Raw genomic sequence first — 24,365 nt, 5'->3', positions numbered from 1 at the left:
TGCCCCAGCCTTTATCTTGCAGTACAACCGGCTGTCTTTGGTCACATAACTATCCCAAGGGTTGTACTAAAATCGGCAGCTGAATCCCCCTCCTATGATACATATTTGTAGACGTTCGTCCACAGTTTATGATCAAGCATTTCAGAAAAAGCTACATCCCGTTTCGGTTGGCAATTCTTTTTGCCTTCATGCTTCCGCTCTTTGCAGTAGCGCAGGCTGATATTATCTTAACACTTGACCCCATTACCAAAGCTGGATTTTTTAGTACAAAGAGTCCGGTGAAGTTTCGCCTACAGGTTGCGAATAAAAGTAAATCAGATCTCAAGGGTAGTATTTCTTATACGGTAACCACTGTGAAATCTGTCTATATCACGGATGCTTCCATGCCTGCAGCTGTTGGTGCAGGAAAAAATCTGGACATTCCAGTTGACCTGCCCATGATTGATGGCGAGGGTTATTATGAAATCATTGTGCGTGCAGAAATGGGAGATGTGGTTGAATCAATTTCTAAGCAATTTGGATATACAGATCTCAATAAGGTAAAGAAAAAAGCACCGGAACCCGCTCCTGTAACAGATATCAATTTCCCTCAAGCCGGTGTGAAGTCGGTAACACATGAAGATTATGGACACGATGAAGGCCATGGTGAAGAAGGTGCTGAAGAAGATGAGGGCGAGATCGTAACAGTGTTAAAGCCTGCAGCAAAGGATGCTATGTTTGGCATGTACAAGCCGGTGAAATATACTGTTGTGCTGCACAATAAGTATAAAGTAAAGCAAGAAGGTTCGTTTAGTTATTATGTTACTACCGAAACAGGTGAGTCTGTGTATGAGAATAGAGTGCCGGTAGTTATTCCAAAAAAATATAGTAAGCAGTTCAGCTTTGATGTGCCAGTGTTAAAAGGATCTGGCGTGTATAATTTCAAATTCTGTTTGAACCTAAGCACGTACGATGATACAACCCGTCATGCTTTTGTTTTTAATGCAGAAAAGGTGAATACGGAATTGCATAAGCCAGATGATTTTGATGATTTCTGGGATCAGACAATTAAGGAATTGGATAAAATAGATCCACGTTATTCCATCGTATACGATCCTTCAAAAAGTAATGTTTCACACAGAACGTATCGAGTAGATTTTACCTCCTGGGGAAATGTGCGCGTGTTTGGTTGGTTAACCATTCCCAAACTGAAGGGCAAGTTTCCGTTGGTGCTGGGTTTTGGCGGACATAAAATTGAAGTCTTCCCACTTTACTTCCCAGATTTTGCAGTGTTTACCATGAATGTGCGTGGTATTGGCGAAAGCATGAAGGTGATCAATCCGAAGAATGAAACCTTTGTGTCTTTGCACTTGAATGATCGGGATAAGTATGTGTATCGTGGCTTATACATGGACTGCTTAAGGGCTACAGATTTCTTATTCAAAGGCCCGCATGGTTTCAATTTTGATCTTAGTCGTGTAATGGTTTTTGGCGGTAGTGAAGGAGCATCAAAATCATTAGTGGCAATTGCATTAGGCAGAAAGAGAGGTTACCGCTTTGGTGCTTGTGTGGCTAACAATCCTGTGTTAACAGATATTCATCAAATGTTTGATGTAGCGGCAGCAAATGATGAAATCAAGTTTCCAATCAGTGATTTTAATAATTACATCGAAGGAACAAAAGGCATGACAAAGCAGGCTGTTTTAGATGTATGGAAATATTATGAGGTGCAGAACTTTATGTCTGAAATAAACTGCCCTGTTTTATTCGCATGTAGTTTAATGGATCCTTACGCGCCACCTGGTAGTGTCTTGAGTGCATATAATAAGATGCCAAAAGAGACGAAAGACAAATCTGAATTATTCATTTTTGCAGATCTGGGTCACGAAGTAACTCCAAGACACAATGTATTTACCGGCTCCTGGTATTATGAAAAACTAGCGAGCGTAATGAAGTAAATAATGATGATAGCAAAGCGCGTTATAGGTACATTTTTTATTGTTTCCCTTGTAATAAATGCCAGAGCGGATTTTCCTTTTGGCAAGGGAAGGAAAATCTTATTTCCATCATTTTCTTTTAGTAGTGCACAGCGCAACTACGATCGAAATGGAAGCGTTGTTTCCATGGGGCAGGGTGCTGGTTTTTCTTCCACATCTTTTGCGCTCTTTTTTGGATATGGCATTGGTAGGAATCTGGATTTTTCTGCAAATATTCCATTTGCAAATCAGGTATTAAAAAGTGCAAGTGGAAAATTAACGAATGCTGGTTTTGGAGATGCATTTTTTAGTTTGTCTTATCACATTCCTTCCGAAGACCTGAAAAACTATTTTACCCTTAGAACGGGGCTCTATGTTCCAATGTATGCGGGTTCGGTAACGCCGAGTCTTGGTTATGGCAATAATGGACTAAGTCTCGGTGCGAATTATTCATTTAGTCCATATAAGGATGGTTTTTGTATTGCAGACCTTACCCATATCAGATATTTTGCTGATGATGGTTCTGGTCCCAATGTTACCTCATACAACATAACATTTGGAAAATCATTTAATGTATTCCATTTGTTTACTATTGGGTTGACACATACTGACTCAAAAAGTGTCAACAAGAACTTTTCTTTTGATTTACCTCAAAACCGGGATTTTACAACTGGGAGAATAACGCTGGGTTACGGTAGACGGGCAAGTAGAATGATGATGCCATTTTTCCAGGTATACTACACACCATATGGCAGAAATGCGGGTGCGAGTTATGGAGCCAGTTTCTCAATTATTTCCAAGCTGCCACTTTAGAGCTGTGTTATCGGCGTTAGATATAATTTTTTGGTCAAAATTTCGTTAAGGAACAGTATATAAGTGGGAAAAACTAGCCTTCTGTCGGGCTGTGCCCTTACGGTTCACTAATATTACACACGTAACTATGAAAGCAAACGCATATATCCCTGCGCTTACTGGGGTTAGAGCCATTGCGGCATTTCTGGTGTTTTTTCACCATGCCAATCAGGCTGAATTCCCCTTTCCCCTGTTTCGTGTGCTGAATGAGTTTCATATTGGTGTTACCATATTCTTTGTATTGAGTGGCTTTTTGATTTGCCTCCGATACTATGATACTTGTGAAATTACCGGTGTCTGGTTCCGGAAATACCTTAAGAACAGGATTGCCCGTATCTATCCGATGTATGTGGTACTTACTTTGGCCACGTTTGCCTATGCATGGTATACAAATGATGAAAGCATCTACAATGGCTTTACCTGGCATTGGGGTGTATTACTCATGAACATATTTTTCTTTCGTGGCTTTTTTGATGATTTAAAGTTTACCGGGGTGGCACAGGGATGGTCGCTCACAGTGGAAGAGTGTTTTTATTTCTCAGCTCCTTTCTTTTTCCGTCAGATTAAGAAAGACAAAAGAGCATTGATCTATCTGCCCTTATTGGTTTTAGGTATTGGTTTGTTGCTTGTAGCGATATTCAGTCATTTCAATTGGTGGGGCTTTTATGGTAATTATCGCTTTAATTTTCTTTACACGTTTACCGGGCGTTGTACTGAATTTTTTATTGGTATGTATCTGGCCTTGTATATGCTGAAGCAAAAAGATTCGCCTAAGTACAAATTCCCTTGGGTAACACTATTGGGCTTTGTGGTAATCTGTGGTGCCATGGCCATCATGACTTCAATTCCGCTTACAGAAACCATGCCCTTCGGTCTCTATCACCCTTGGGGTATTTTTTCTAATAATGCACTTTTGCCTATCGGTGTGATTTTGTTCTTCTATGGTGCCATCATGGAGCGTTCCATTGTACGATGGATACTTTCCACCAAGTTGATGGATTTACTCGGTAAAAGTTCTTATATCTATTATCTGGTGCATATTGGGTTTATTGCTACTATTTCGCATCATTACAGTGAAATCTGGACAGATGCTTTTTACGCATGGTTAGATGCTCATGAGTATTACTGGCTATCTGAGCATATTCCTTATGCAGTGGTAAGTATTGGCATTGTATTCATACTGCTGAATATTGTATCAATTATTCTGTACAAACTGATTGAGGAGCCCATGAATCACTATATCAGAAAGTCTTCACTCCTTGAGAAAAAAGTAAAACCTGTTGTTAATAGCTGATGTATTACCTGAGATCCATATTATTCTTATTGCTGATAGCACCCATCAGTCTGCTGGCACAGCAGCCTGTGCAGGTAACCATTACACCTGCTGCAAAAGATGCAGCTTTTAATCATAAACAGCCTGTTCAGTTTACAATCAAGGTTGAGAATACAGGTAAGACACCGCAATCAGGTGTAGTTAACTATGTGCTTACGAACTCATCTGGCGCTTATGTGTTGGAAGGTAATATTGAGATGAATATCAAAGCAGGTGGCTCTTCTGTTCAGGCAATACGCCCGTCAGTAGAAACCAGCGGTAGTTATGAGCTGACAATCCGTGTTAACCTGACTGATTTTAATGAAGCGTATGTGCAGCCATTTACCTATGAGAGTAAGCAGATAAAAGAGGAGAAAAAACAAGAAGAAGAACAGAAAAAGGTAGAAGAAGCGCTGGAAGATGAGAATGCAGAAATCGTTACCACATTAAGACCACTGGTAAAGAATGCGTTGTTTTCTTCAAAGAATCCTGTGCGCTATAATCTTGTCTTACATAACAAATACAATGTAAAGCAAGAGGGCAAAATCAATTATCAGATTACCACAGAAACCGGCGAATGGGTTTGTGAATACAATCTGCCGGTAAGTTTACCTAAAAAGACAATTCGTCAATACAACTTCGATATTCCAGATATTAAGAAGCCTGGTATTTACAAAGTTTCTTTGCGACTGAACCTGTCTTATTATGATGACACTACCCAGCATGCATTTATCTATGAACTGGATCAGGTGCAATCAGAAGAGAACAAGCCGGAAGATTTTGATGATTTCTGGGATCGTACCATCAAGGAGCTGGAATTGATTGATCCGGAGTATGAAGTGATTCCGGCAGCAGATAAAGATATTTCCACCCATCACGTTTACCGTGTGGAGTTTATGTCTTTGGACAAAGTAAAGGTCTATGGATGGTTATCCGTGCCCAAGCTGAGGGGGCGTTATCCCGTATTAGTGGCTTTTGGCGGTTATCGAAAACTATTAGATCCAATTTACTTCCCCGACTTTGCGGTTTTGTCTATGTTGCCACGAGGTGTGGGTGATTATGAGAAGAAAGTGAACCCTACCAATCAGGAGTTAATTACACTGGGTATTGAAGACAAAGACAAATTTGTCTATCGAGGTATTTATATGGACTGCTTAAGAGCAGTTGATTTTTTCTTTTCCAATTCGCACTTATTCAAGTTTGATTTAAGCAGGGTTGGTGTTTTCGGTGGTAGTCAGGGTGGCTCTTTGGCGCTTGTGGTTTCTTCACTGATCAAACGTACAGGCAAGCGTGTGAACACTTGTATGGCCGATACACCTGTATTCTGTGATTTTGATGTAAACCTTTCTATTGCTGAGAAGGCTAAAGAAATGCCACCATTCCCTATTGGCTATATTGTTAAATACATGAATGAAACAAAGACAGCCAGCAAGGAGCAGATACTGAAGAACCTGAAATATTTCGCCATCAAGAATTTTGTACCTGATATTGATTGCTCTGTTTTGTATGCTGCTACATTGTTAGATGATCTAGCGCCACCCGGATGTACCATTCCTACCTACAATCGCCTGAATGAAAAAGTGCGCAAGGGCAGCGAATTATATGTATTCCATGATCTTGGTCACGAAGTGCCTGAGAGTTATAATAATTTTAAAAGCACCTGGTTCTTTGAAAAATTAGCCAGAAGTATCAGACAACCCGGAAACTAGCCTATGAAATTTCGCTTATTGATATTTTGTGTATTCAGTTTGGTCCTAACCGCAAGCGCTGATTGGCCTGTTGGTAAAGGACGCTTTGTGGTGCTGCCTGGCTTTAACTATTTCTCAACTGCCGGCTTTTTTGATAAAAATGGTAGCAGAATTCCTCAGGGCAAAGACAATTCCTTCTCCTCGTATTATTTTGGTGTAGGTATTACGCATGGCCTGGCGCGCAATCTGGACATATTTACCAATGTTCCGTATATCCAGCAGAATCAGGTTTCATTTGGCGTTAAAACAACAAGAGCAGGTCTTGCGGATGTGGCACTTGGCTTGGCTTTTCATATTCCCTCAGAATCTAAGCGCACACACTTCACCACAAGAATAGCCGCATTATTACCTACTTATACCAATACTACTACACCATTTTTGGGTTTTGGTGCAAAGGGTATGCAGGTAGTTGCCAACTACTCCTTTAATCCGGGTAATCAGCAGTTCTCCATATTTGAGGTCACGCACAATCGCTTCTTTGCAGAAGATGGTACAGGCCCCAATCAATTCAGTGGTGCCATTACCTGGGGCGTCAACTTTAATGATTACTATATGGCAACGGCCAATTTTACCCATATGCAGTCTGCGAGTGCGGATAAAACCTTTAGTACCAATCTTCCTGAAAACAAGGACTTCTCCTATGGTAAGGTAACCGTTGGTATTGGCCGTAAAATCAGCAGAACAGTAACACCATACCTGCAGGGTTTTTATACGGTTTATGGCAAAAATTCAGGTGTAGGCTGGGGTTTGGGCTTATCGCTCATTACCAAAATGCCTTTCTAGGTTAAGCAACGAAATTTTTTAACGGAAAAAGCGTTATAGACTTGATTTCCGGATTCACCCAATCTATCCGTACATGCAAGCATTTACCAAATCGGTTCTTCTTACCTGCCTGATGCTGATGGCTACTGCCAGCTTTGCAGGGTTTCCCATCGGTAAAAACCGCTGGCTTCTCGCACCTTCCTATAATTTGTATAATGCCAAGGGCTATTGGGACAAAGGCCGTCAGTATTCCGGCTATAGCAATAGTGGTAAGTTCACGTCTCATTATTTTGGATTTTACGGCGGTACAGGTATTTCTGATAAAGCGGATTTAGTATTCAATGTACCCTTTGTGATTTCCAGCTATCAGGAAACAGGTTTAACACAAACCAATTCAAGTCTGGGTGATGCAAGTGTGGGCATTTCTTATCTACTCAATGATTTTGACTACTATAAGTTCTTAAGTGTAACGGGCTCACTCATTATTCCTTTGTATAACAACAGCGCTGGCAAACTGCCAACCATTGGTTATGCCAAGCCTGGTGCAGAGGTGAAGCTGGGTTTCTCCGGTACCAACAGAACCAGATTGAAGAATACCTATTGGGATATCTCTGCAGGTATCCGACAGTTCTTCGATTCAGTTGGTCCTACGCAAGTATTCTTTGACGCCTTGTTTGGTATGCCATTAGATGAAAGCTGGAAACTTACCGTAACGCTGAGCAGCAACAACTCTACCAGCCGTAATCGCGATTTCGATCCCAATAACCCCTTCATCAACCGCTATTATTCAACCTTCCGCATTACTCCGGCATTGTCCAGAAAAATCAACGAAACCACTTCGATAAACTTCAGTGTGTTTGCTGATCTTTCCGGTAAGAATATCGGTCGCGGTACAGGTGCTGCCGTCACAGGCATCATCAAATTTGGAACGCGGTAGGTGCTTCTACAATTCTGAAGCTTGCTGTATCCACTCGTCAAACCCCTTGTGCAATCTTGTCTGAGGATATTCTTTTCAGACATCCGTGTATCTGGTCAAACAGGGTTGAATCAGTTGAAAGGGCCATTGATGATCGTGGCAAACCACCCCGATTCTTTCTTAGATGGTATCGCCATCGCTACACAGTGTGCATCACCCGCTTATTTTCTGGCCAGAGGCGATGTGTTTCGGAAGAAGCCTTTGTATAAAAAAATTCTTTCCAGCCTGCATGTGATACCTGTTCACCGCCTCAGTGAAGGAAAAGATCATTTGCATGAGAACGAAGAAACTTTTAATGCCTGTAAAGCTATTCTGCGCAACAAAGGCATTGTCATCATTTTTATAGAAGGCATTTGTGTGCTGAGTCACGAACTACAGCCTTTCAAAAAAGGCACTGCCCGAATTGTGCAGGGCAGCTGGGATGAAGGCGTGCCTACCAAAGTATTGCCGGTGGGCTTGTATTATGAAACCTTGCATGGTGTAGGTAAATCCTTGCAGATTATCACGGGTCCGGTATTGAGTAGAGATGATTTTCCAAAGGAAACAGTATTGCCCCGGCAACTCAAGACTTTCAATGATGTCTTGTATGCGCAAATCAATCAGCTGATGAAAAGCCGTGTGCCTGTACAGACAAACACAAATACTTTTTTATTGCTATTGACGAGGTTGCTACATGCGCCTGTCTATTATCCCATCAGTCAGTTTATCCGACAAAAAACCAAAGGCACAGTATTTTATGATTCAGTACTCTTTGGCGCTTTATTGTTGCTTTACCCATGGTATCTCTTGCTGATTTTGGGGCTCTTATTGTGGTTGGGAATACCGTTTATCTCAGCGATTATTATTGTTGTATTATTTCCGCTAACTGCCTATTTTTCTCGCTCAGCAGTTTATGGCAACAAGCCATAAATGCAATAATTTTAAGGCATGAGCAAGATTATTTTGCGCCCCTGGCAACAGGAAGACGCACAGGCTTTGGCGGCTATTGCGAATAATAGAAAAGTGTGGGATAATGTGCGCGATTATTTTCCAACACCTTACACGGTACTGGATGCCATGAACTGGTTGGAGAGCATTCGAAAAACAAGACCCATTCTCAATTTTGCTATTTTGTTTCAGGGTAGAATTGCCGGTAATATTGGCATTGTACCTAAGGATGATGTATATAGAATGAGTGTAGAGATCGGATATTTTATCGGTGAAGAATTCTGGGGAAAGGGTATTGCAACGGAAGCTACGCGCTTATTGGTAGAGTATATCGAAAAGGAGTTTACTATAGTGCGCATTTATGCGGAAGTCTTTGAAACAAACAAAGCCAGTATGCGTGTGTTACAAAAGAATGGATTTTATTTAGAAGGCATCCGCAGAAAAGCCGTGATCAAAAACGGAGTGATCATGGATGATTATGTTTGGGTGAAATTGATCAAATAACAAAACTGCAATGAGAAAACTACTATGCTTATTTGTATTGTGCGCAACAACCGCTCAGCTACAGGCTCAGGACACGATTCGTAAATCGGAGATTCCTGTTGTTGCGAAGTTTGCCGACCTCAGCTTTACGCAACAGGAAATCGACTCTATGTTTGATGGCGTAAAAGAGAATGTATTTGAGATTCGGAAGATGCACAAATACCCGCTCAATAATAGCACGCCCATGAGCATGTGGCAAAGTCCGGTTGTAGCAGGTATGCAATTCGATTTGAAGCAACAACCCATCAATTGGGAAATACCTGCGAACGTATCGCTGCCTGCGAATAGAAATGAATTGGCTTTTTATTCAGTTATGCAATTGGCTTCACTGATCAAGAACAAAAAGATTAGTTCTGTTGAGCTGACTAAGTTCTTCATTGAGCGTATTAGAAAATATGGCGATACCCTGCAGTGTGTGATTTCTGTAACAGAAGAGATTGCCATGCAACAAGCCAAAGAAGCAGATGCACTGATTGCAAAAGGCAAGTACAAGGGCCCGCTGCATGGTATTCCTTATGGCTTGAAAGATTTGTTTGCCGTTAAAGGCACCAAGACTACCTGGGGCGCAGCACCGTATAAAGATCAAATCATTGACGAAGACGCCACTGTGTACAATAAACTGCGCGATGCAGGTGCGGTGTTGGTGGCTAAATTCACTTTAGGTGCTTTGGCCATGGGCGATCGTTGGTATGGTGGCCGCACCAATAACCCATGGAACCTGCGCTACGGTTCATCAGGCTCTTCTGCAGGTTCTGCTTCAGCAACTGTTGCCGGTCTCGTGCCCTTTGCCATCGGTACAGAAACCTGGGGCTCTATCATATCACCATCATCAACTTGTGGTGCAACAGGTTTTCGTCCAACATTTGGTCGCGTGAGCAGAGCAGGTGGCATGACTTTAAGTTGGAGTCTCGACAAAGTGGGTCCCATCACCCGCAGTGCAGAAGATGCAGCTTTGGTGTTTTCGTTTATTCATGGTGCAGATAATAAAGACCTGAGTGCAGTAAGCATACCTTTCAATTATCAGCCTAAAGGCGATATCAAAAAACTGAAAGTAGGCTACGCAAAAAATTATTTCGATCGCATCACCGATACCAGCCGTAATGAATGGAAGGTATTGGATGCTTATCGTAAAATGGGTGTAGAATTGGTTCCTATAGTTTTTCCGGATAGTGGTGTGTACAATTTCAATGTGATGGATATTGTGATCAGCGCTGAATGTGCTGCCGCTTTTGATGATTTTACCAGAACCGGTTTGGATGATCAAATGACCTGGCAGAACAAATTCGATTGGCCAAATAGTTTTCGTGTATCCCGACTGATTCCTGCTGTGGAATACATCAATGCCAACCGTCACCGCTATTTACTCATGCAACAAGTAAATGCTGCTTTGAAAGATATTGATGTGCTGATTTGTCCTACACGCGGAAGTGGTAGCCAAAGTGCCATCACCAATCTTACTGGTCATCCGGCTATTTGTATGCCAACGGGTTTTGATAAGCGTTTCAACACGCCTACTAGCATTACGCTTTTGGGTAAATTATATGGAGAAGCAGCAATGCTGACTGCAGCGAAAGCTTTACAACAAGCAACTTCGTGGGATGATGTACATCCACCGATGTTTCAATAAAAAAATCCCCACAAAACTGTGGGGATTTTTGTTTCTGCTTTTTTATTTGGTGATGGCTTTCTCAACCAAATTCACCAGATCACTTAGTTTACTATCATCCAACCATCTGGCCACAATCACCAGATCTTTTTCCTGATCAATAACGATGTAGTTGCCACCAAATCCATTCGCATAGAACAATTGCTTAGGAAAACCTTTGAGGCGATCATCTTCATTAGTCCACCAGAGATAACCATAGGCTTTGTTGGCAGCGGATGGTTGATGTGCTGCATCAATCCATGATTTGGAAATCAATTGTTGTTCCTTCCACATACCATGACGTGCAAAGAGCAAACCAAATCTTGCATGATCCACTGTGTTGATGAAAAGACCTCCACCAAAATGCCCACCACCGCTGATGGATTGCACCATCAGTCCGTCCATGGGCACATACGAATTCTCATATCCATACCAGCGCCAGGTTGTGGATGCACCAATTGGGTCCATGATTTTTTCTTTGAACACAGTTGGCAATGGTTTGCGGAATACCTGCAGTAAGCTATACGCCAACAGGTTCACACGCACATCATTGTATTCAAACACGGTTCCGGGTTCTATCAATTTTCTATTGCGCCAATCATCAATACTGCCTTCGCGTGGCGGCCTGTCGGCCCAATCGCATACACCAAACAAACAGCCCGACCAATCAGAAGATTGCGTTAGTAAATGGCGCCAGGTGACTTTGCTGTTGTGTGGACCTTCAAAATATTCGTTCCATACGTAGTTGCGTACAGGTTCATCTACAGAGCGAATCAGTTTTGCATCTGCAGCCAGACCAGCAACAGTAGATAAATAGCTTTTCGCTACGCTGAAAGTCATATCCACACGCTGCACATCGCCCCACTGGCCAATGATATAACCATTCTTGATGATGAGTCCGGCAGGCTTCCCGCGATCTTTCATCGGTCCCAATATCTGATAGCCCGGCTCACGCACATAGGCTTTGTAATTGGCAAGCCTTAGGTCTACATCCATTTTGGTTTCACTATTGATGGCGAGGCGAATGGCACTATCTACCAGTTGTGTATTCATGCCCAACTCGGCAGGCGTTTTTGTTTGCCAGTCGGCATCGGGATAATACTTCTTTTGTGCTAGAACAGCTAAGGGCAGTAATGCCAGTAAGAGAATGCGCAAACGATGGCTCATGTGCTTGATTTGGTTTAAAATTATCACAATCAGTACAAGAGAATCTGTTTTTTCCCGATTGCGGAGATTTTTTTCCTGGTTTTTGATGAATGGTATGTTACAAACAAGCAAATTGCCGGTCTAAAAGAAAACCTTTCAGCAACATGAACACTAGTACGCAGTTTCGCATTTGGCATCGTTATCTCGGTTATTTTCTTGCAGGCATCATGGCAGTCTATGCTTTGAGCGGTATGCTATTGATTTTTAGAGACACTGATTTTTTAAAGCAGGAAAAGACAATTCAAAAAACAGTAAAGCCTAATGCGACCGGTGAGGAGTTGGGACAGTTAATTGGCATCAAGCAGTTGAAAGTGAAACAGGAAGATGCAACTACAATTGCATTTGAAAATGGCACCTACAATAAACAAACGGGCGAAGCTAGTTATGTGGTGAAGGAATTACCTAAGATGCTGAATAAGATAACCAAGTTGCATAAAGCCAAATCGGCTGAGCCGCTTTTCTTCTTGAATGTATTCTTTGGTGTTTCACTGCTCTTCTTTGTGATATCAGCATTTTGGATGTTTTTACCCGGTACCACCATTTTCCGTAAGGGTATGTATTTCACCATTGCGGGTATTGTACTTACCTTGGTCCTATTGTTTATTTGATCAAAATCAATCCATCGTTTTTTGAGCAGCCTCATCGGGGCTGCTTTTTTCTTTTTACATTTATTACCCATAAAGCAATTACATGAGAAAATCTTTGTTCAGTGCGGCATTGTTATTGGCCGCATCGGCATTCGCCCAACAACCCATTACCGGCTTTTCAGCCAAAGCAGCACAAGAGCAAGCCGCATTGGAAGCAAAGTTTGACGCTCAATTAAGTGCACAGCGCATTGGTCAGTACATCAAAGACATGAGCTCCAGACCACACCATGTGGGTTCACCCGGTGGCGAAGCGGTTGCACAATACTTGTTGAGCAAGTTCAAATCATTTGGATTAGATGCACGTATTGAAACCTATCAGGTATTGTTTCCTACACCTAAGACAAGGGTGTTGGAAATGACAGGCCCTACTACTTATAAAGCCATTCTGAAAGAACCAGCATTGAAGGAAGATGCTACAAGCGCACAAACAAAAGAGCAACTTGATATTTACAATTGTTGGAGTGCCGATGGAGATGTGAGTGGCGAACTGGTGTATGTAAACTTTGGTCTGCCTGAAGATTATGAGAAACTCGCTAGCATGGGTATTGATGTGAAGGGTAAAATTGTGATTGCACGTTATGGTCGCTCCTGGAGGGGCATTAAGCCCAAAGTAGCACAGGAACATGGTGCAGTGGGTTGTATCATTTATTCTGATCCCAAAGAAGATGGCTATTACCAAGGTGATGTATATCCCAAGGGTGCATGGAAAAATGAATATGGTGCACAGCGTGGTTCGGTGATGGATATGGTGATCTATCCCGGTGATCCGCTTACGCCGAATGTGGGCGCTACAGCTGATGCCAAAAGATTGAAGCGCGAAGAAGCCACCAACTTATTGAAGATTCCGGTATTGCCAATTGGGTATAAAGATGCATTGCCTTTGTTGTCTGCATTAGAGGGGCCGGTTGTGCCGGAAGAATGGCGCGGTGCATTACCGATTACCTATCATGCTGGTCCGGGCAAAGCCAAAGTGCATTTGAAACTGGAATTCGATTGGCAGATTCGTCCCGCACATAATGTGATTGCGATGGTGAAAGGTGCACAGTATCCTGATCAGTGGGTGATTCGTGGTAACCATCACGATGCATGGGTGAATGGTGCGGATGATCCCATCAGTGGTATGGCCGCTTTGTTAGAAGAAGCGTATGCGGTGGGTGAACTGATGAAGACCGGCTGGAGACCCAAGCGTACCATGGTGTTCTGCGGTTGGGATGCGGAAGAGCCCGGTTTGTTGGGCTCTACAGAATGGGTGGAAGATCATGCGAAAGAATTGCAAGAGAAAACAGTTGTGTATATCAACTCTGATGGAAATAGTCGCGGTTTCTTGGGTGCAGGTGGATCACATGCATTGGAAACTTTTGTTACAGAAGTAGCACGTGATATAGAAGATCCACAAACCAAAGTGAGTGTACTGGAGCGCAAGAAAGCACAGGAAGCAGCAAGAGCAGGTTCTGTTGCAGCGAAGAAAGCAGCACTTAGCAGCAAGGGATTGAAATTGGGTGCACTGGGTTCTGGTTCTGATTACTCGCCTTTCTTTCAACACTTGGGTATTCCCTCTTTGAATATTGGTTATGGTGGTGAAGGCGAAGGTGGTTCTTACCATTCTATTTATGATTCTTACGATCACTATGCACGATTTAAAGATCCGGGTTTTGCATATTGCCATGCATTGGCAAAAACGACTGGTCGCGCTGCATTGCGTATGGCCAATGCAGATATAGTGCCATTTGATTTTAGAAGCTTGCACAAAACCATTCAGGGATATGCTGGTGAAGTGATGGCATTGACCGATCAGCTGCGTGAAACTACTGCAGTAGAAAATCAATTGATCGCTGAAAAGAAATATGTGCTGGCTGCTGATCCAACTGAAGTATACCATGCACCCACTGCTAAGGAACCTGTTCCATATTTAGACTTTTCTTCTTTGCAAAATGCATTGGCTGCTTTGGAGAAAGCGGCTAACAGCAATGCTACTGCTATTGCCAAACAACAGGGCAGTGCATCATTGAATCAGGCTTTGTACAAAGCTGAGCAAGTATTGTTATCACCCAATGGTTTACCACGCAGGGCTTGGTATCGTCATACCATTTATGCGCCGGGTTTTTATACCGGCTATGGTGTGAAAACCTTACCCGGCATTCGCGAAGCCATTGAGCAGCGCGAGTGGAAAGAAGCACAGGAGCAAATCAAGATAACTGCAGCTGCGATTCAAGATTTAGCAAACTATCTTGCAGCTATAAAATAACCGACTTGAAAAGAATTTGTTTCAGCATATTGTTGACTGCGTCTTTGCTTCTGGCGAAGGCGCAGTCGCCTTTTAGCATGCGCTATAAGGGTATGTTTGTATTGCCTTACAATACCAATGTGCAGCAGACATTGGTGGGCGGCCTATCTGGTATTGATTACGATGCCAAACAAGATCTGTATTATTTGATTTGTGACGACAGAAGTGCTATCAATCCTGCACGATTTTATACGGCCTCTATCAAACTCAGTAACAAAGGCATTGATACTGTTTTGATCAAAGATGTTTTCTTTCTGAAAGATGCGGCTGGACAAAACTTCCCCAATAACAAGCAGGACAAATTCAACGTGCCTGATCCGGAAGCGATGCGTATTGCGCACAAAGACAATCTACTGGTGTGGAGCAGTGAGGGTGAACGAACTGTGAATGTAAGAGATACCATTCTGTCTGATCCTGCGATTTATGTGGTGGATCGGCAAGGTGGTTATAAAAGCAAGATTGCTCTGCCGGATAATTTACGCATGCGTGTTACTGAAGCTGGTCCTAGACAAAACGGTGTGTTAGAGGGTATGAGTTTTCATCCCAATGGACATCATTTATTCGTGAGTTTGGAAGAGCCGAGATATGAAGACGGTCCGCGAGCTGATCTGCGCGATACTACTGCCTATGTGCGTTTTTACGATATCAACTGGGCAACCAAAAAGTTCCAGGGAGAGTATGCCTATCAACTTGATCCCGTAGCAACTATTCCTACACCAGCCAATGCGTTTCGCGTTAACGGCATACCAGATATCTTTTCCTTAGGTAACGGACAGTTTCTGGTGATTGAACGTTCATTTTCTACCGGTCGTGTACAATGTACGATCAAAGTATTTCTGGCTGATTTCAGTAAGGCCACAGATATCCGTAACATAACATCTTTATCAGCAAACAGTCAATTCACACCAGCAACGAAAAAGTTGTTGTTGAATATGGATAGTCTGGGCGTATTTATAGACAATATTGAAGGTGTTTGCTGGGGTCCCAAACTACCCAATGGAAAACGCAGTTTGATTTTTGTAGCGGATAATAATTTCTCCCCCTTACAGCAGACACAGTTTTTTTTGTTTGAAGTGGATTGATCAACGAGGAAATATGTATTTGCGTTTCATGTAATCAATACCTGTGAGCAGATTGCCTCTGAAATCGAAATAAGTGGCATTCTCCCAAGTACTGCCTACGCCCCAAGGATCGCGCAGATTGGAAGTGATCCATGCAGGTTCCCAATACATCACACCTTTTCCGCCACCTGTGATGACAGCTTGTGTGAGGTCGCGCAGATAAGCTGCTTGTCCGGCAGGACTAATCGCATAGCCGGCTACTTCACTCGTGGTTTGATACAACATATTGTTGTAATTGTCTGCATTATCGTTGGTCCAGGGGAAAGCTGTTTCCACAATCATTACATCTTTTCCGGTGTAGTTGCGCAGGCTGCGTACTGAATCGCTGATACTGTTCATGTTGTTCACATCGCTCCACTTATAATAGTGTGAGACGCCGAGAATATCATAATCAGCAACATTACCCTTTTGCTGGAGCGATTGTATCCATCCCCTTGTATTTTGAATTTGTGCAACATGCAGAATAATCTTAGGCTTAATACTACTGGAAGCTGAGAAATTGCGTACCGCTTTCACGCCGCTATTGATGAGCTGACCAAAGGAAGACCAGTTCTGATCATTGTTAATTCTCCCAATAGGCCAGAGCATACCACCATTGGTTTCATTGCCCACTTGTACCATCTCAGGTGTTAGGTTTTTTGCAGCGAGATAATTCAGTACGCGCAAAGTGTATTGATACACAGAATCTTTGAGTACGGCTAAATTGGCGTTTTGCCATGCAGCTGGAATATTTTGGTGTGCAGGATCGGCCCAATCATCAGAATAATGAAAATCTAAGTTCACCGCCATACCCAAAGTCTTGGCTCTGCGAATGGTTTTTTCTGCATCATATAGATCGCTGTAAAAACGATTGTTGTTTAATGCTGCCAGCCATTGTGGGTTATGCCAGATACGCACACGTACTGTATTTGCACCCATCGACTGCATAATGGCAAAAGGATCTTTGGCTACACTACTTTGAAAATATTTACCACCAGCATCTTCAATTGCATTCACATAAGATAGATCAACACCCATGGAAAACTGGTTCCAGGTATAGTTACTATCGGTTTGTGGGGCTGTTTGCGATTTGGCACAGGAGCTCATCAGGAGGGCAGCAGGGACAATCAGCCAAAGCATCTTTTTCATGCAATGAAATTACCAATTAATTCAGGTTGGAGAATGATGAATATCAGATTGCTGAAGGTGCTAACTTCGTTCCATGCCTTTTGAATTACATGCACCCTATCAGCCTTCAGGCGATCAACCTAGCGCGATTCGTCAGCTTACAGATACAATTCTGGAAGGTGAACAATTCCAAACCCTGCTGGGGGTAACCGGGAGTGGTAAAACTTTTACCATGGCCAATGTGATTCAAAACGTACAACGCCCCACACTGGTGCTAACACACAACAAGACGCTAGTAGCGCAGCTATACGGAGAGTTCAAGCAATTCTTTCCTAACAATGCAGTGGGCTATTTCGTGAGCTATTACGATTACTATCAGCCGGAAGCCTATATGCCGGTGAGCGATACCTATATTGAAAAAGACCTTAGCATTAATGAAGAATTGGATAAGCTGCGATTACAAGCAACTTCTGAATTACTGAGTGGCAGAAGAGACATTATTGTAGTGGCGAGTGTGAGTTGTATTTATGGTATGGGTAACCCTACTGAGTTTGAAAATGGTATCATTCGTATTCACAAAGGTCAGGTTATTTCTCGCCAAGGTTTTCTGCATGCATTGGTGGGTAGTTTGTACAGCAGGAGCCAAGGTGATTTTAACCGTGGTACTTTCCGCGTAAAAGGTGATACGGTTGACATCAATCTGCCTTATGTAGATTATGGCTATCGCATTACATTCTTTGGTGATGAGATTGAAGAAATTGAAAGTATTGAGAAGACTACGGCTAAGCGAATCGGTACAATGGACAATGCAGCCATCTTCCCCGCAAACTTATACCTGGCACCGAAAGACATGATGCAGCAAATCATGCATGAGATTCAGGATGAGATGATGCTGCAGGTGGAATACTTCAAGAACAATGGAAAGGTTATAGAAGCGCAGCGCTTAAAAGAAAGAGTGGAGTATGATTTAGAGATGATGCGAGAGCTGGGTTATTGCAATGGTATTGAAAACTATTCGCGTTTCTTCGATAGGAGAAGACCGGGCACCAGACCATTCTGTTTATTGGATTATTTCCCCAAAGATTTTCTCTGCATTATTGATGAGAGTCACCAAACCATACCGCAAGTAGCGGGTATGTATGGTGGTGATAGAAGCAGAAAGATGGTGCTGGTGGATTATGGATTCAGACTACCTTCTGCATTGGATAACCGTCCGCTTAATTTTCATGAATTTGAAAACCTGATTGGGCAAACGGTTTTTGTAAGTGCCACACCCGGTGATTATGAATTAGAGAAAACAGGTGGTGTTGTGGTAGAACAAGTCGTAAGACCAACCGGCTTGTTAGATCCGCCAATTGAGATCAGGCCGAGTGTGAACCAGATTGATGATTTACTGGATGAGATTGATAAACGCGTGAAGAAGGGTGATCGTGTATTGGTGACTACGCTGACGAAACGAATGGCCGAGGAGATGGATAAATACCTGGGTCGTATTCGCATCAAGAGTAAGTACATCCATAGCGATGTGGATACACTGGAACGTGTAGAGATACTGCGTCAATTAAGATTGGGCGAGATTGATGTGTTGGTAGGTGTAAACTTATTGCGGGAAGGGTTGGATTTGCCGGAAGTTTCGCTCGTAGCTATTCTGGATGCAGATAAAGAAGGTTTTCTGCGCAATGAAAAATCGCTGACGCAGACTGCGGGCCGGGCTGCGCGAAATGTAGAAGGCCTTGTGATATTCTATGCTGATACCATGACAGAGAGTATGCAGCGCACCATTGATGAGACAAACCGAAGAAGAGAGAAGCAGATCGCTTACAATATTGAACACGGCATCACACCCAAGACAGTGAAGAAGAGTATTGAGCAGATCATGAAGCAGACCAGCGTACTGGATATTAAGGGTTATGATGAGAAAAACCCCTATGCGATGGTGGATGAGGGTGTGGTTAATGCTGCGGCAGAAGAGCAGTATGAGTATAAGACCATTCCTCAGCTGGAAAAAGTGATTGCCAAAACCCGGAAAGAGATGGAAAAAGCCGCACGCGATCTGGATTTTATGGAAGCTGCCCGTCTGCGGGATATGTTGTTTGCTTATGAAAAAGAGCTAAAAACCCTGCAGAAGTAAAACAAAACCCATAGAGTATAAAATCGTACTAAAGTATTAAGCAGTTCTGCCGAAAATTGTGCAATTTCACGGAAACCCCTAATGTACATGAGTAGCAAGACAACTTCCCTGTTGTCTTTCTTCCTCTTGTTTTTGGCTAGTATTCGGTTATCTGCTGCAGTTTCTCATCATCCAATTTCCCACAATGAGGATGCGTATAGTGTATATGCAGATACGGTTATTATTGACCAGATTCATTTGGAAAGAAAGAAGGATCAACAGCAAACAATCTTTCATTTTAAAGCATCTAGGCAGTTCAACTCTACTATTTACTTAAAGCGTGTAGACAGAGGAGTTGTTTACAGTAAGCCAGTTACGATTGTATCCGGACTAAATGCAATTGAAATTGACATGAAGGAGTTACCCGTAGGAAACTACATTGTTTTTATTGATCATGTCATGACCCAATACGGAACGACCGGCTTTCTGATCATGAAGTAAATCAGGAAATCACCCTTTTGGGTGAGCTGCGCTGGATGAAAGATTTGGAATTTGCCTAACTTAAGGCATATGAAAATCGCTTACCCCTTTACAACCCTGATGCTCTTGCTGATGTTTCAAACTGCTGTTGCTCAGCAGGATTTGAATGCGTTGAAGCAGCAGTTGAATAGCGCATCCAATGAAACTACCCTCTTACAAACGATAGACCGACTTAATAGCATTCTTGCAAGAAATAAACCAAGAGATTTTTTAGATATACTAAAACCATTGCGGGAGCGTGCAGATCTTAAAGCGAATAAACTTGTACAGGAAGAGGTATTGCATCAATATGGCGTTTGCTATACCAATCTGCGTAAATATGATAGTGCTGTATGGTTTTTTCGAAGAGCATTAGAACTGAATCAGGCTACCAACAACTTACTGCAACGAGGCATCATCCATCACGACCTGGGATACGCTTATTATGAGCAGAATGTGTACGATAGTACCATGTTATACTATTATAAAGCCTTGGAAGAAAAAAAGCAGGCAGGTAATAGCTTATCTGCTGCAGTTACTTTAAATGGCCTAGGGTTGGTGCAAAGAATGCGCAACAATATCAGCTCCTCCAGAGAATATTATACAGAAGCATTGAGTATTTATGAAAAAGCCGGTGATCGCCGTATGCTCTCTGTGATGATGAATATTGCTACTTTGTACAATCTACAAAAGCGCTACGATAGTGCAACAGCTGTTTTCAACAGGGTATATCAACTGGCTGAGGGATATAAGGATCCCAATCTCATGTTTTCAGCCAAGGTCAATATTGCATTGGGCTTAAACTACCAATACAAGTATGCAGAAGCTTTGCCTGTTTTTCTGGAACTTTCCAAAGACCCGAGGGTAAAGCAAATCGAAGATTTAAATAATGCAGTACTCTATGGTTTAGGTCAGGCCTACTACGGCACAAAAGATTATGCCAAAGCCATTCCAATTCTCCAGCAATGCCTCACGCTGCGTTTCAAGAATACAAAGTTTCAAACACTAGCTGCTATTACCAATCTGTTGTATATGGCAGAAAAAGAACAGGGGCATTATGAGCAGGCGTTGGTGTATTATGAACAATTGAAAGGCTATAGCGACTCTTTGATGAATAATAGCCGTACGGCGATGCTGGAAGAGTTGGATGCGAAATACAAAGCAACACAGAAGGAACAGCAAATTGCTTTATTGAATAAAGAGAATCAGCTGAAAGAGATTGATCTGCAAAGACAGCGAAATGAAGTGCTGTTGCTTGCGGCTAAATCTCAGCAAAGAGAACAGGAATTGATTTTGTTGAATAAAGACAATGAGTTAAAGGATCTGTCTATTAAAGAGCAGCAAAAAACCTTATTGCTCTCTCAGGCACAAAACAAACAGTCTACTCAAGAACTGTTGTTATTAAAGCAACAAGCCAAATTAAAAGATCTTGAAATCAGGGATAATAAGAAGCAAAAGCTGCTGTACACACTTGGTATTGCTTTAACAACGCTATTGGCGGGTGGTGCTTTTTATTTATACAGTAATAAGCAAAAGACCAATGAGCAGTTGGCTGAGAAAAATGCCATTATCTCCAAAGCCTTGAATGAAAAAGAAACCCTGCTGAAAGAAATTCACCATCGGGTTAAGAATAACCTGCAGGTCATTAGTAGTTTACTAAAGCTGCAAAGCAAAAGCATCAGCGATAATGCAGCATTGGAAGCACTGAAAGAAGGCAGTAATCGGGTGAGAAGTATGGCGTTGATTCACCAGAACTTATATACAGATGAAAACCTGGTGAGTGTAGATGTTAAAGACTACATCGAAAAACTATCTGAAAGCTTGTTTCATTCTTATAATATAGAACCGGGAAAAATAGAACTGATAACAGAAGTGGATCCTATCAAGTTGGATGTGGATACCATTATCCCACTTGGACTGATTCTAAATGAGCTGATCACAAATGCATTGAAATATGCATTTCCTGAAGGAACAGCGCAGGGAAAGATTGGTGTTATACTTAAGGAAAACACAAGAGGGCTGCTTCTTGAAGTGCAGGATAATGGCAAAGGGCTTCCGGCAGGTTTTCAGCCGGAAACTGCATCTTCCATGGGCTTTCAACTCATACGATCTTTTGCGGCTAAACTGAAGGCAGAGTTGAATATTGTTAACGAACAAGGCACCAAGGTGCAAATGTTGATAGCAAAAGCATGATTCGAAAACTGATTATATGTACCCTGTTTCCGTGTATACTGCAGGCACAGCAGGCAGATAGCCTTGCTGCAACTGTATTTTCAAAGATTCCGGATACCAGTAAAATTGTGAACCTTTCCCTTGCGCTGAATCAGTATGCAGCCAATGATATTGACAAAGCTGCACAAATGGCGCATATGGCAGATTCCATCGCCAAAAATATTCCGCACGTATTTTATCAGGGCCGGGCTGTTTTGATGCAGGGACTTGTACAATACTTCCGCAATGATGCGGAAGCGGCTATTGCTGCTTTTACAAAAGCCCTGCGCTTGTTTGAACAATCTGGTAATGTCTTTTATCAAGGAAGAACCCTGAATAATATTGCCAGCGCCTATCGCTTAAGGGAAAAACCAAAAGAGACAGAAATATTTTACTTGAAAGCATTACAGCTATTCAGACAAGTAAAGCAGGAAGACTGGATAGCCAATGTTGCATTTAATCTGGGGATAGTTCAGATTGACCTGAAAGAGCTGGACTCTGCAGAAACACATATCAAAACAGCTTATCAGTATTTTTCAAGAACCAATAATGAAACGTTTATCGTTAGGTGTCTGAACGAGTTAGGTAATATCAGACTCTTACAGAAAAATTATGCTGAAGCGCTTGGCTATTTCTCACAGGCGTATGAATTGCTGAAAGAAACAGATGATCATATTATGCTTGGTGCAGTTGCATCAGGAATGGGTGAAACTTATCTGGCGATGAAGCAATATGGCGCTGCAGAAAAATATCTCTTAAATAGCTATGCACTCTTCAGAAAAATGGAGCAATTGGATTATACAAAGCAAGTTCTTGCTTCATTAACCGAGCTCTATGAGGCAAAAGGCGATTTTCGGCTGGCCTTTCAATATCAGCATGAATTTATTCGAATCAAAGACAGCTTGTTCAATCAGGAGAAGGACCAGCGTATGCTGGAAACCATCAAGAAATATGAGCTGGATATTAAAGAAGCGCAGCTAAAAGCACAGGATGCTGTAATCCAGCAGAAAAAGATTGAACAGATCTTATATGTTACAGGCTTACTCTTACTAACAGGTCTGGTCCTAGTACTGCTCTTTTACTACAGGCAGAAGCAGGCCTCCAATCGTATGCTTGCAGAGAAGAATGATATTATTGGTAAAGCGCTTCAGGAGAAAGAAGTATTGCTGAAAGAGATTCACCATCGGGTTAAGAATAACCTGCAGGTGATCAGTAGTTTACTCAACCTGCAAAGCAAAAATATCATTGATGAGAATGCATTGGCTGCCATTCGAGATGGAAGAGATCGTGTAAAAAGTATGGCCCTGATTCATCAGAATTTATACAGGGATGATGACTTAACCAGCGTTGATGTGCGTGATTATATTGATAAGCTAACGCAGAGTTTGTTTTATTCGTACAATATCAATAAGGATCGGGTTCACTTGACTACCCATATTGATGAACTGCAATTGGATGTGGATGTTGTTGTGCCATTAGGGCTGATTTTGAATGAGCTAATTAGTAATGCCTTGAAATACGCATTTGAGCAAGTGGAGCAAGGGGGAATGCTGCGAGTTTCACTCACAAGAGAGTTTGACCAATTGGTGTTACAGGTACAAGACAATGGAAAGGGCTTGCCTGAAAGCTGGAATATGGATAAGCCTGCATCGATGGGCTATCAACTCATCAAGTCATTAACCCAGAAACTGAAAGCCACCATTTCAATAGAAGGTAATAATGGCACTTTGGCTAAAATGATCATCCCTTATAATTTTTCCTCATGAGTGAAATTCGCATTTTGATTGTTGAAGACGATCCCTTGATTGCGGCTGATATTGAACAGTGTTTGAACAGTATTGATTATGCAGTATCTGCGGTGGTATACAATTATGCAGATGCGATTGATGAATTAAAAAACCGCACGCCTGATGCTGCCCTGCTGGATGTGAATCTTGGGGAAGAAAAAGATGGGGTGGACATTGCGTCTTTCATTCAGGAACATATTAAGATACCCTTCATATTCCTGACCTCTTATGCAGATAAGCAGACCATTGCCAGAGCTAAAAAAGTGCAACCCGCAGGATATATCGTAAAACCATTTGATGAGCGTGATTTGCTTGCCGGCTTAGACATAGCCATGTACAATTACGCCATGTTGCAGAATGCACAACAGCCGAAGCTTTCAATTATCGCGATTAATAAGGTGCTCAAGAACCCGCTTAGTCAGCGGGAATTTGAGATTCTGGAGGCCCTCTATGAGGGCAAAACCAACCAGCAGCTGGCGGAGCTGTTTTATGTATCTGTGAATACGATCAAAACCCATGTTTATAGCCTGTATACCAAGCTGGATGTGTCTTCCAGAACAGAAGCCATAGCCAAAATCAGGCGTCTCTGATTTCATACTTTGGGGTGAGTAGCTGAGCGTCAAGGTGGTCTACTTTAGTGGAGCCTTAAATAA

19 protein-coding genes are annotated in these 24,365 nt (G+C 42.3%); 17 read left to right on the top strand and 2 right to left on the bottom strand.

Features of this window, described 5'->3' with window-relative positions:
* Positions 1-188 precede the first annotated feature (188 nt).
* From J0L83_10220 to J0L83_10180, 9 genes are all read left to right on the top strand, one after another.
* Positions 189-1,937, top strand: coding sequence for an acetylxylan esterase (locus tag J0L83_10220; GenBank protein MBN8664942.1), 1,749 nt, complete (start codon positions 189-191; stop codon positions 1,935-1,937).
* Between the two features lie 3 nt (positions 1,938-1,940).
* On the top strand, positions 1,941-2,768 hold the full coding sequence (locus J0L83_10215; protein ID MBN8664941.1) for a hypothetical protein: 828 nt from the start codon (positions 1,941-1,943) through the stop codon (positions 2,766-2,768).
* Between the two features lie 127 nt (positions 2,769-2,895).
* A complete protein-coding gene (locus tag J0L83_10210) occupies positions 2,896-4,101 on the top strand; it encodes an acyltransferase (GenBank protein ID MBN8664940.1) in 1,206 nt (401 codons plus the stop codon).
* Positions 4,101-5,828, top strand: coding sequence for an acetylxylan esterase (locus J0L83_10205; GenBank protein MBN8664939.1), 1,728 nt, complete (start codon positions 4,101-4,103; stop codon positions 5,826-5,828). Before J0L83_10210 ends, J0L83_10205 begins: the two co-directional genes overlap by 1 nt.
* A gap of 3 nt (positions 5,829-5,831) precedes the next feature.
* Positions 5,832-6,650 (top strand): hypothetical protein, encoded by an 819-nt coding sequence (locus tag J0L83_10200; GenBank protein MBN8664938.1) that lies wholly within the window; start codon positions 5,832-5,834, stop codon positions 6,648-6,650.
* A gap of 73 nt (positions 6,651-6,723) precedes the next feature.
* Positions 6,724-7,566: a hypothetical protein gene (locus tag J0L83_10195; protein ID MBN8664937.1), complete on the top strand. Its 843-nt coding sequence runs from the start codon at positions 6,724-6,726 to the stop codon at positions 7,564-7,566.
* Between the two features lie 48 nt (positions 7,567-7,614).
* A complete protein-coding gene (locus J0L83_10190; protein MBN8664936.1) occupies positions 7,615-8,514 on the top strand; it encodes a 1-acyl-sn-glycerol-3-phosphate acyltransferase in 900 nt (299 codons plus the stop codon).
* An 18-nt stretch (positions 8,515-8,532) separates the two neighbouring features.
* Positions 8,533-9,036, top strand: a complete 504-nt coding sequence (locus tag J0L83_10185; protein MBN8664935.1) for a GNAT family N-acetyltransferase — start codon at positions 8,533-8,535, stop codon at positions 9,034-9,036.
* A 10-nt stretch (positions 9,037-9,046) separates the two neighbouring features.
* Positions 9,047-10,702, top strand: coding sequence for an amidase (locus tag J0L83_10180; GenBank protein ID MBN8664934.1), 1,656 nt, complete (start codon positions 9,047-9,049; stop codon positions 10,700-10,702).
* A gap of 42 nt (positions 10,703-10,744) precedes the next feature.
* Here the strand turns inward: J0L83_10180 and J0L83_10175 are convergent, their stop codons facing one another.
* A complete protein-coding gene (locus tag J0L83_10175) occupies positions 10,745-11,887 on the bottom strand; it encodes a serine hydrolase (GenBank protein ID MBN8664933.1) in 1,143 nt (380 codons plus the stop codon).
* A gap of 143 nt (positions 11,888-12,030) precedes the next feature.
* On the opposite strand from J0L83_10175, the gene J0L83_10170 reads away from it, so the two are divergent.
* The 3 genes from J0L83_10170 (at position 12,031) to J0L83_10160 (ending at position 15,939) form a co-directional block, all read left to right on the top strand.
* On the top strand, positions 12,031-12,534 hold the full coding sequence (locus J0L83_10170) for a hypothetical protein (GenBank protein MBN8664932.1): 504 nt from the start codon (positions 12,031-12,033) through the stop codon (positions 12,532-12,534).
* Positions 12,535-12,616: 82 nt separating this feature from the next.
* Positions 12,617-14,818 carry a M28 family peptidase gene (locus tag J0L83_10165; protein ID MBN8664931.1) on the top strand — a complete coding sequence of 734 codons (2,202 nt, stop codon included), beginning with the start codon at positions 12,617-12,619 and terminating at the stop codon, positions 14,816-14,818.
* Between the two features lie 5 nt (positions 14,819-14,823).
* On the top strand, positions 14,824-15,939 hold the full coding sequence (locus J0L83_10160; GenBank protein ID MBN8664930.1) for an esterase-like activity of phytase family protein: 1,116 nt from the start codon (positions 14,824-14,826) through the stop codon (positions 15,937-15,939).
* Here J0L83_10160 and J0L83_10155 read toward each other — a convergent pair whose 3' ends face one another.
* A complete protein-coding gene (locus tag J0L83_10155; GenBank protein ID MBN8664929.1) occupies positions 15,940-17,106 on the bottom strand; it encodes a glycosyl hydrolase 53 family protein in 1,167 nt (388 codons plus the stop codon).
* Between the two features lie 73 nt (positions 17,107-17,179).
* On the opposite strand from J0L83_10155, the gene uvrB reads away from it, so the two are divergent.
* The 5 genes from uvrB to J0L83_10130 all read left to right on the top strand — a co-directional run bounded on the left by uvrB (position 17,180) and on the right by J0L83_10130 (position 24,302).
* A complete protein-coding gene (gene uvrB / locus J0L83_10150) occupies positions 17,180-19,216 on the top strand; it encodes an excinuclease ABC subunit UvrB (GenBank protein ID MBN8664928.1) in 2,037 nt (678 codons plus the stop codon).
* A gap of 87 nt (positions 19,217-19,303) precedes the next feature.
* Positions 19,304-19,696, top strand: coding sequence for a hypothetical protein (locus J0L83_10145; GenBank protein MBN8664927.1), 393 nt, complete (start codon positions 19,304-19,306; stop codon positions 19,694-19,696).
* 69 nt (positions 19,697-19,765) lie between these two features.
* On the top strand, positions 19,766-21,907 hold the full coding sequence (locus J0L83_10140) for a tetratricopeptide repeat protein (protein MBN8664926.1): 2,142 nt from the start codon (positions 19,766-19,768) through the stop codon (positions 21,905-21,907).
* Positions 21,904-23,691: a tetratricopeptide repeat protein gene (locus J0L83_10135; protein MBN8664925.1), complete on the top strand. Its 1,788-nt coding sequence runs from the start codon at positions 21,904-21,906 to the stop codon at positions 23,689-23,691. The genes J0L83_10140 and J0L83_10135 overlap by 4 nt, the downstream gene beginning before the upstream one ends.
* On the top strand, positions 23,688-24,302 hold the full coding sequence (locus J0L83_10130; GenBank protein ID MBN8664924.1) for a response regulator transcription factor: 615 nt from the start codon (positions 23,688-23,690) through the stop codon (positions 24,300-24,302). The genes J0L83_10135 and J0L83_10130 overlap by 4 nt, the downstream gene beginning before the upstream one ends.
* Positions 24,303-24,365 lie beyond the last annotated feature (63 nt).

Source organism: Chitinophagales bacterium, assembly GCA_017303835.1.
GTDB lineage: Bacteria > Bacteroidota > Bacteroidia > Chitinophagales > Chitinophagaceae > JAFLBI01.
This window is presented reverse-complemented; position numbering and strand designations above follow the sequence as displayed.

Coding starts and splice junctions, on each gene's coding strand:
- J0L83_10220 (MBN8664942.1), top strand. CDS start 189: ATGCTTCCGCTCTTTGCAGTAGCGCAGGCTGATATTATCTTAACACTT.
- J0L83_10215 (MBN8664941.1), top strand. CDS start 1,941: ATGATGATAGCAAAGCGCGTTATAGGTACATTTTTTATTGTTTCCCTT.
- J0L83_10210 (MBN8664940.1), top strand. CDS start 2,896: ATGAAAGCAAACGCATATATCCCTGCGCTTACTGGGGTTAGAGCCATT.
- J0L83_10205 (MBN8664939.1), top strand. CDS start 4,101: ATGTATTACCTGAGATCCATATTATTCTTATTGCTGATAGCACCCATC.
- J0L83_10200 (MBN8664938.1), top strand. CDS start 5,832: ATGAAATTTCGCTTATTGATATTTTGTGTATTCAGTTTGGTCCTAACC.
- J0L83_10195 (MBN8664937.1), top strand. CDS start 6,724: ATGCAAGCATTTACCAAATCGGTTCTTCTTACCTGCCTGATGCTGATG.
- J0L83_10185 (MBN8664935.1), top strand. CDS start 8,533: ATGAGCAAGATTATTTTGCGCCCCTGGCAACAGGAAGACGCACAGGCT.
- J0L83_10180 (MBN8664934.1), top strand. CDS start 9,047: ATGAGAAAACTACTATGCTTATTTGTATTGTGCGCAACAACCGCTCAG.
- J0L83_10175 (MBN8664933.1), bottom strand. CDS start 11,887: ATGAGCCATCGTTTGCGCATTCTCTTACTGGCATTACTGCCCTTAGCT.
- J0L83_10170 (MBN8664932.1), top strand. CDS start 12,031: ATGAACACTAGTACGCAGTTTCGCATTTGGCATCGTTATCTCGGTTAT.
- J0L83_10165 (MBN8664931.1), top strand. CDS start 12,617: ATGAGAAAATCTTTGTTCAGTGCGGCATTGTTATTGGCCGCATCGGCA.
- J0L83_10155 (MBN8664929.1), bottom strand. CDS start 17,106: ATGAAAAAGATGCTTTGGCTGATTGTCCCTGCTGCCCTCCTGATGAGC.
- uvrB (MBN8664928.1), top strand. CDS start 17,180: ATGCCTTTTGAATTACATGCACCCTATCAGCCTTCAGGCGATCAACCT.
- J0L83_10145 (MBN8664927.1), top strand. CDS start 19,304: ATGAGTAGCAAGACAACTTCCCTGTTGTCTTTCTTCCTCTTGTTTTTG.
- J0L83_10140 (MBN8664926.1), top strand. CDS start 19,766: ATGAAAATCGCTTACCCCTTTACAACCCTGATGCTCTTGCTGATGTTT.
- J0L83_10135 (MBN8664925.1), top strand. CDS start 21,904: ATGATTCGAAAACTGATTATATGTACCCTGTTTCCGTGTATACTGCAG.
- J0L83_10130 (MBN8664924.1), top strand. CDS start 23,688: ATGAGTGAAATTCGCATTTTGATTGTTGAAGACGATCCCTTGATTGCG.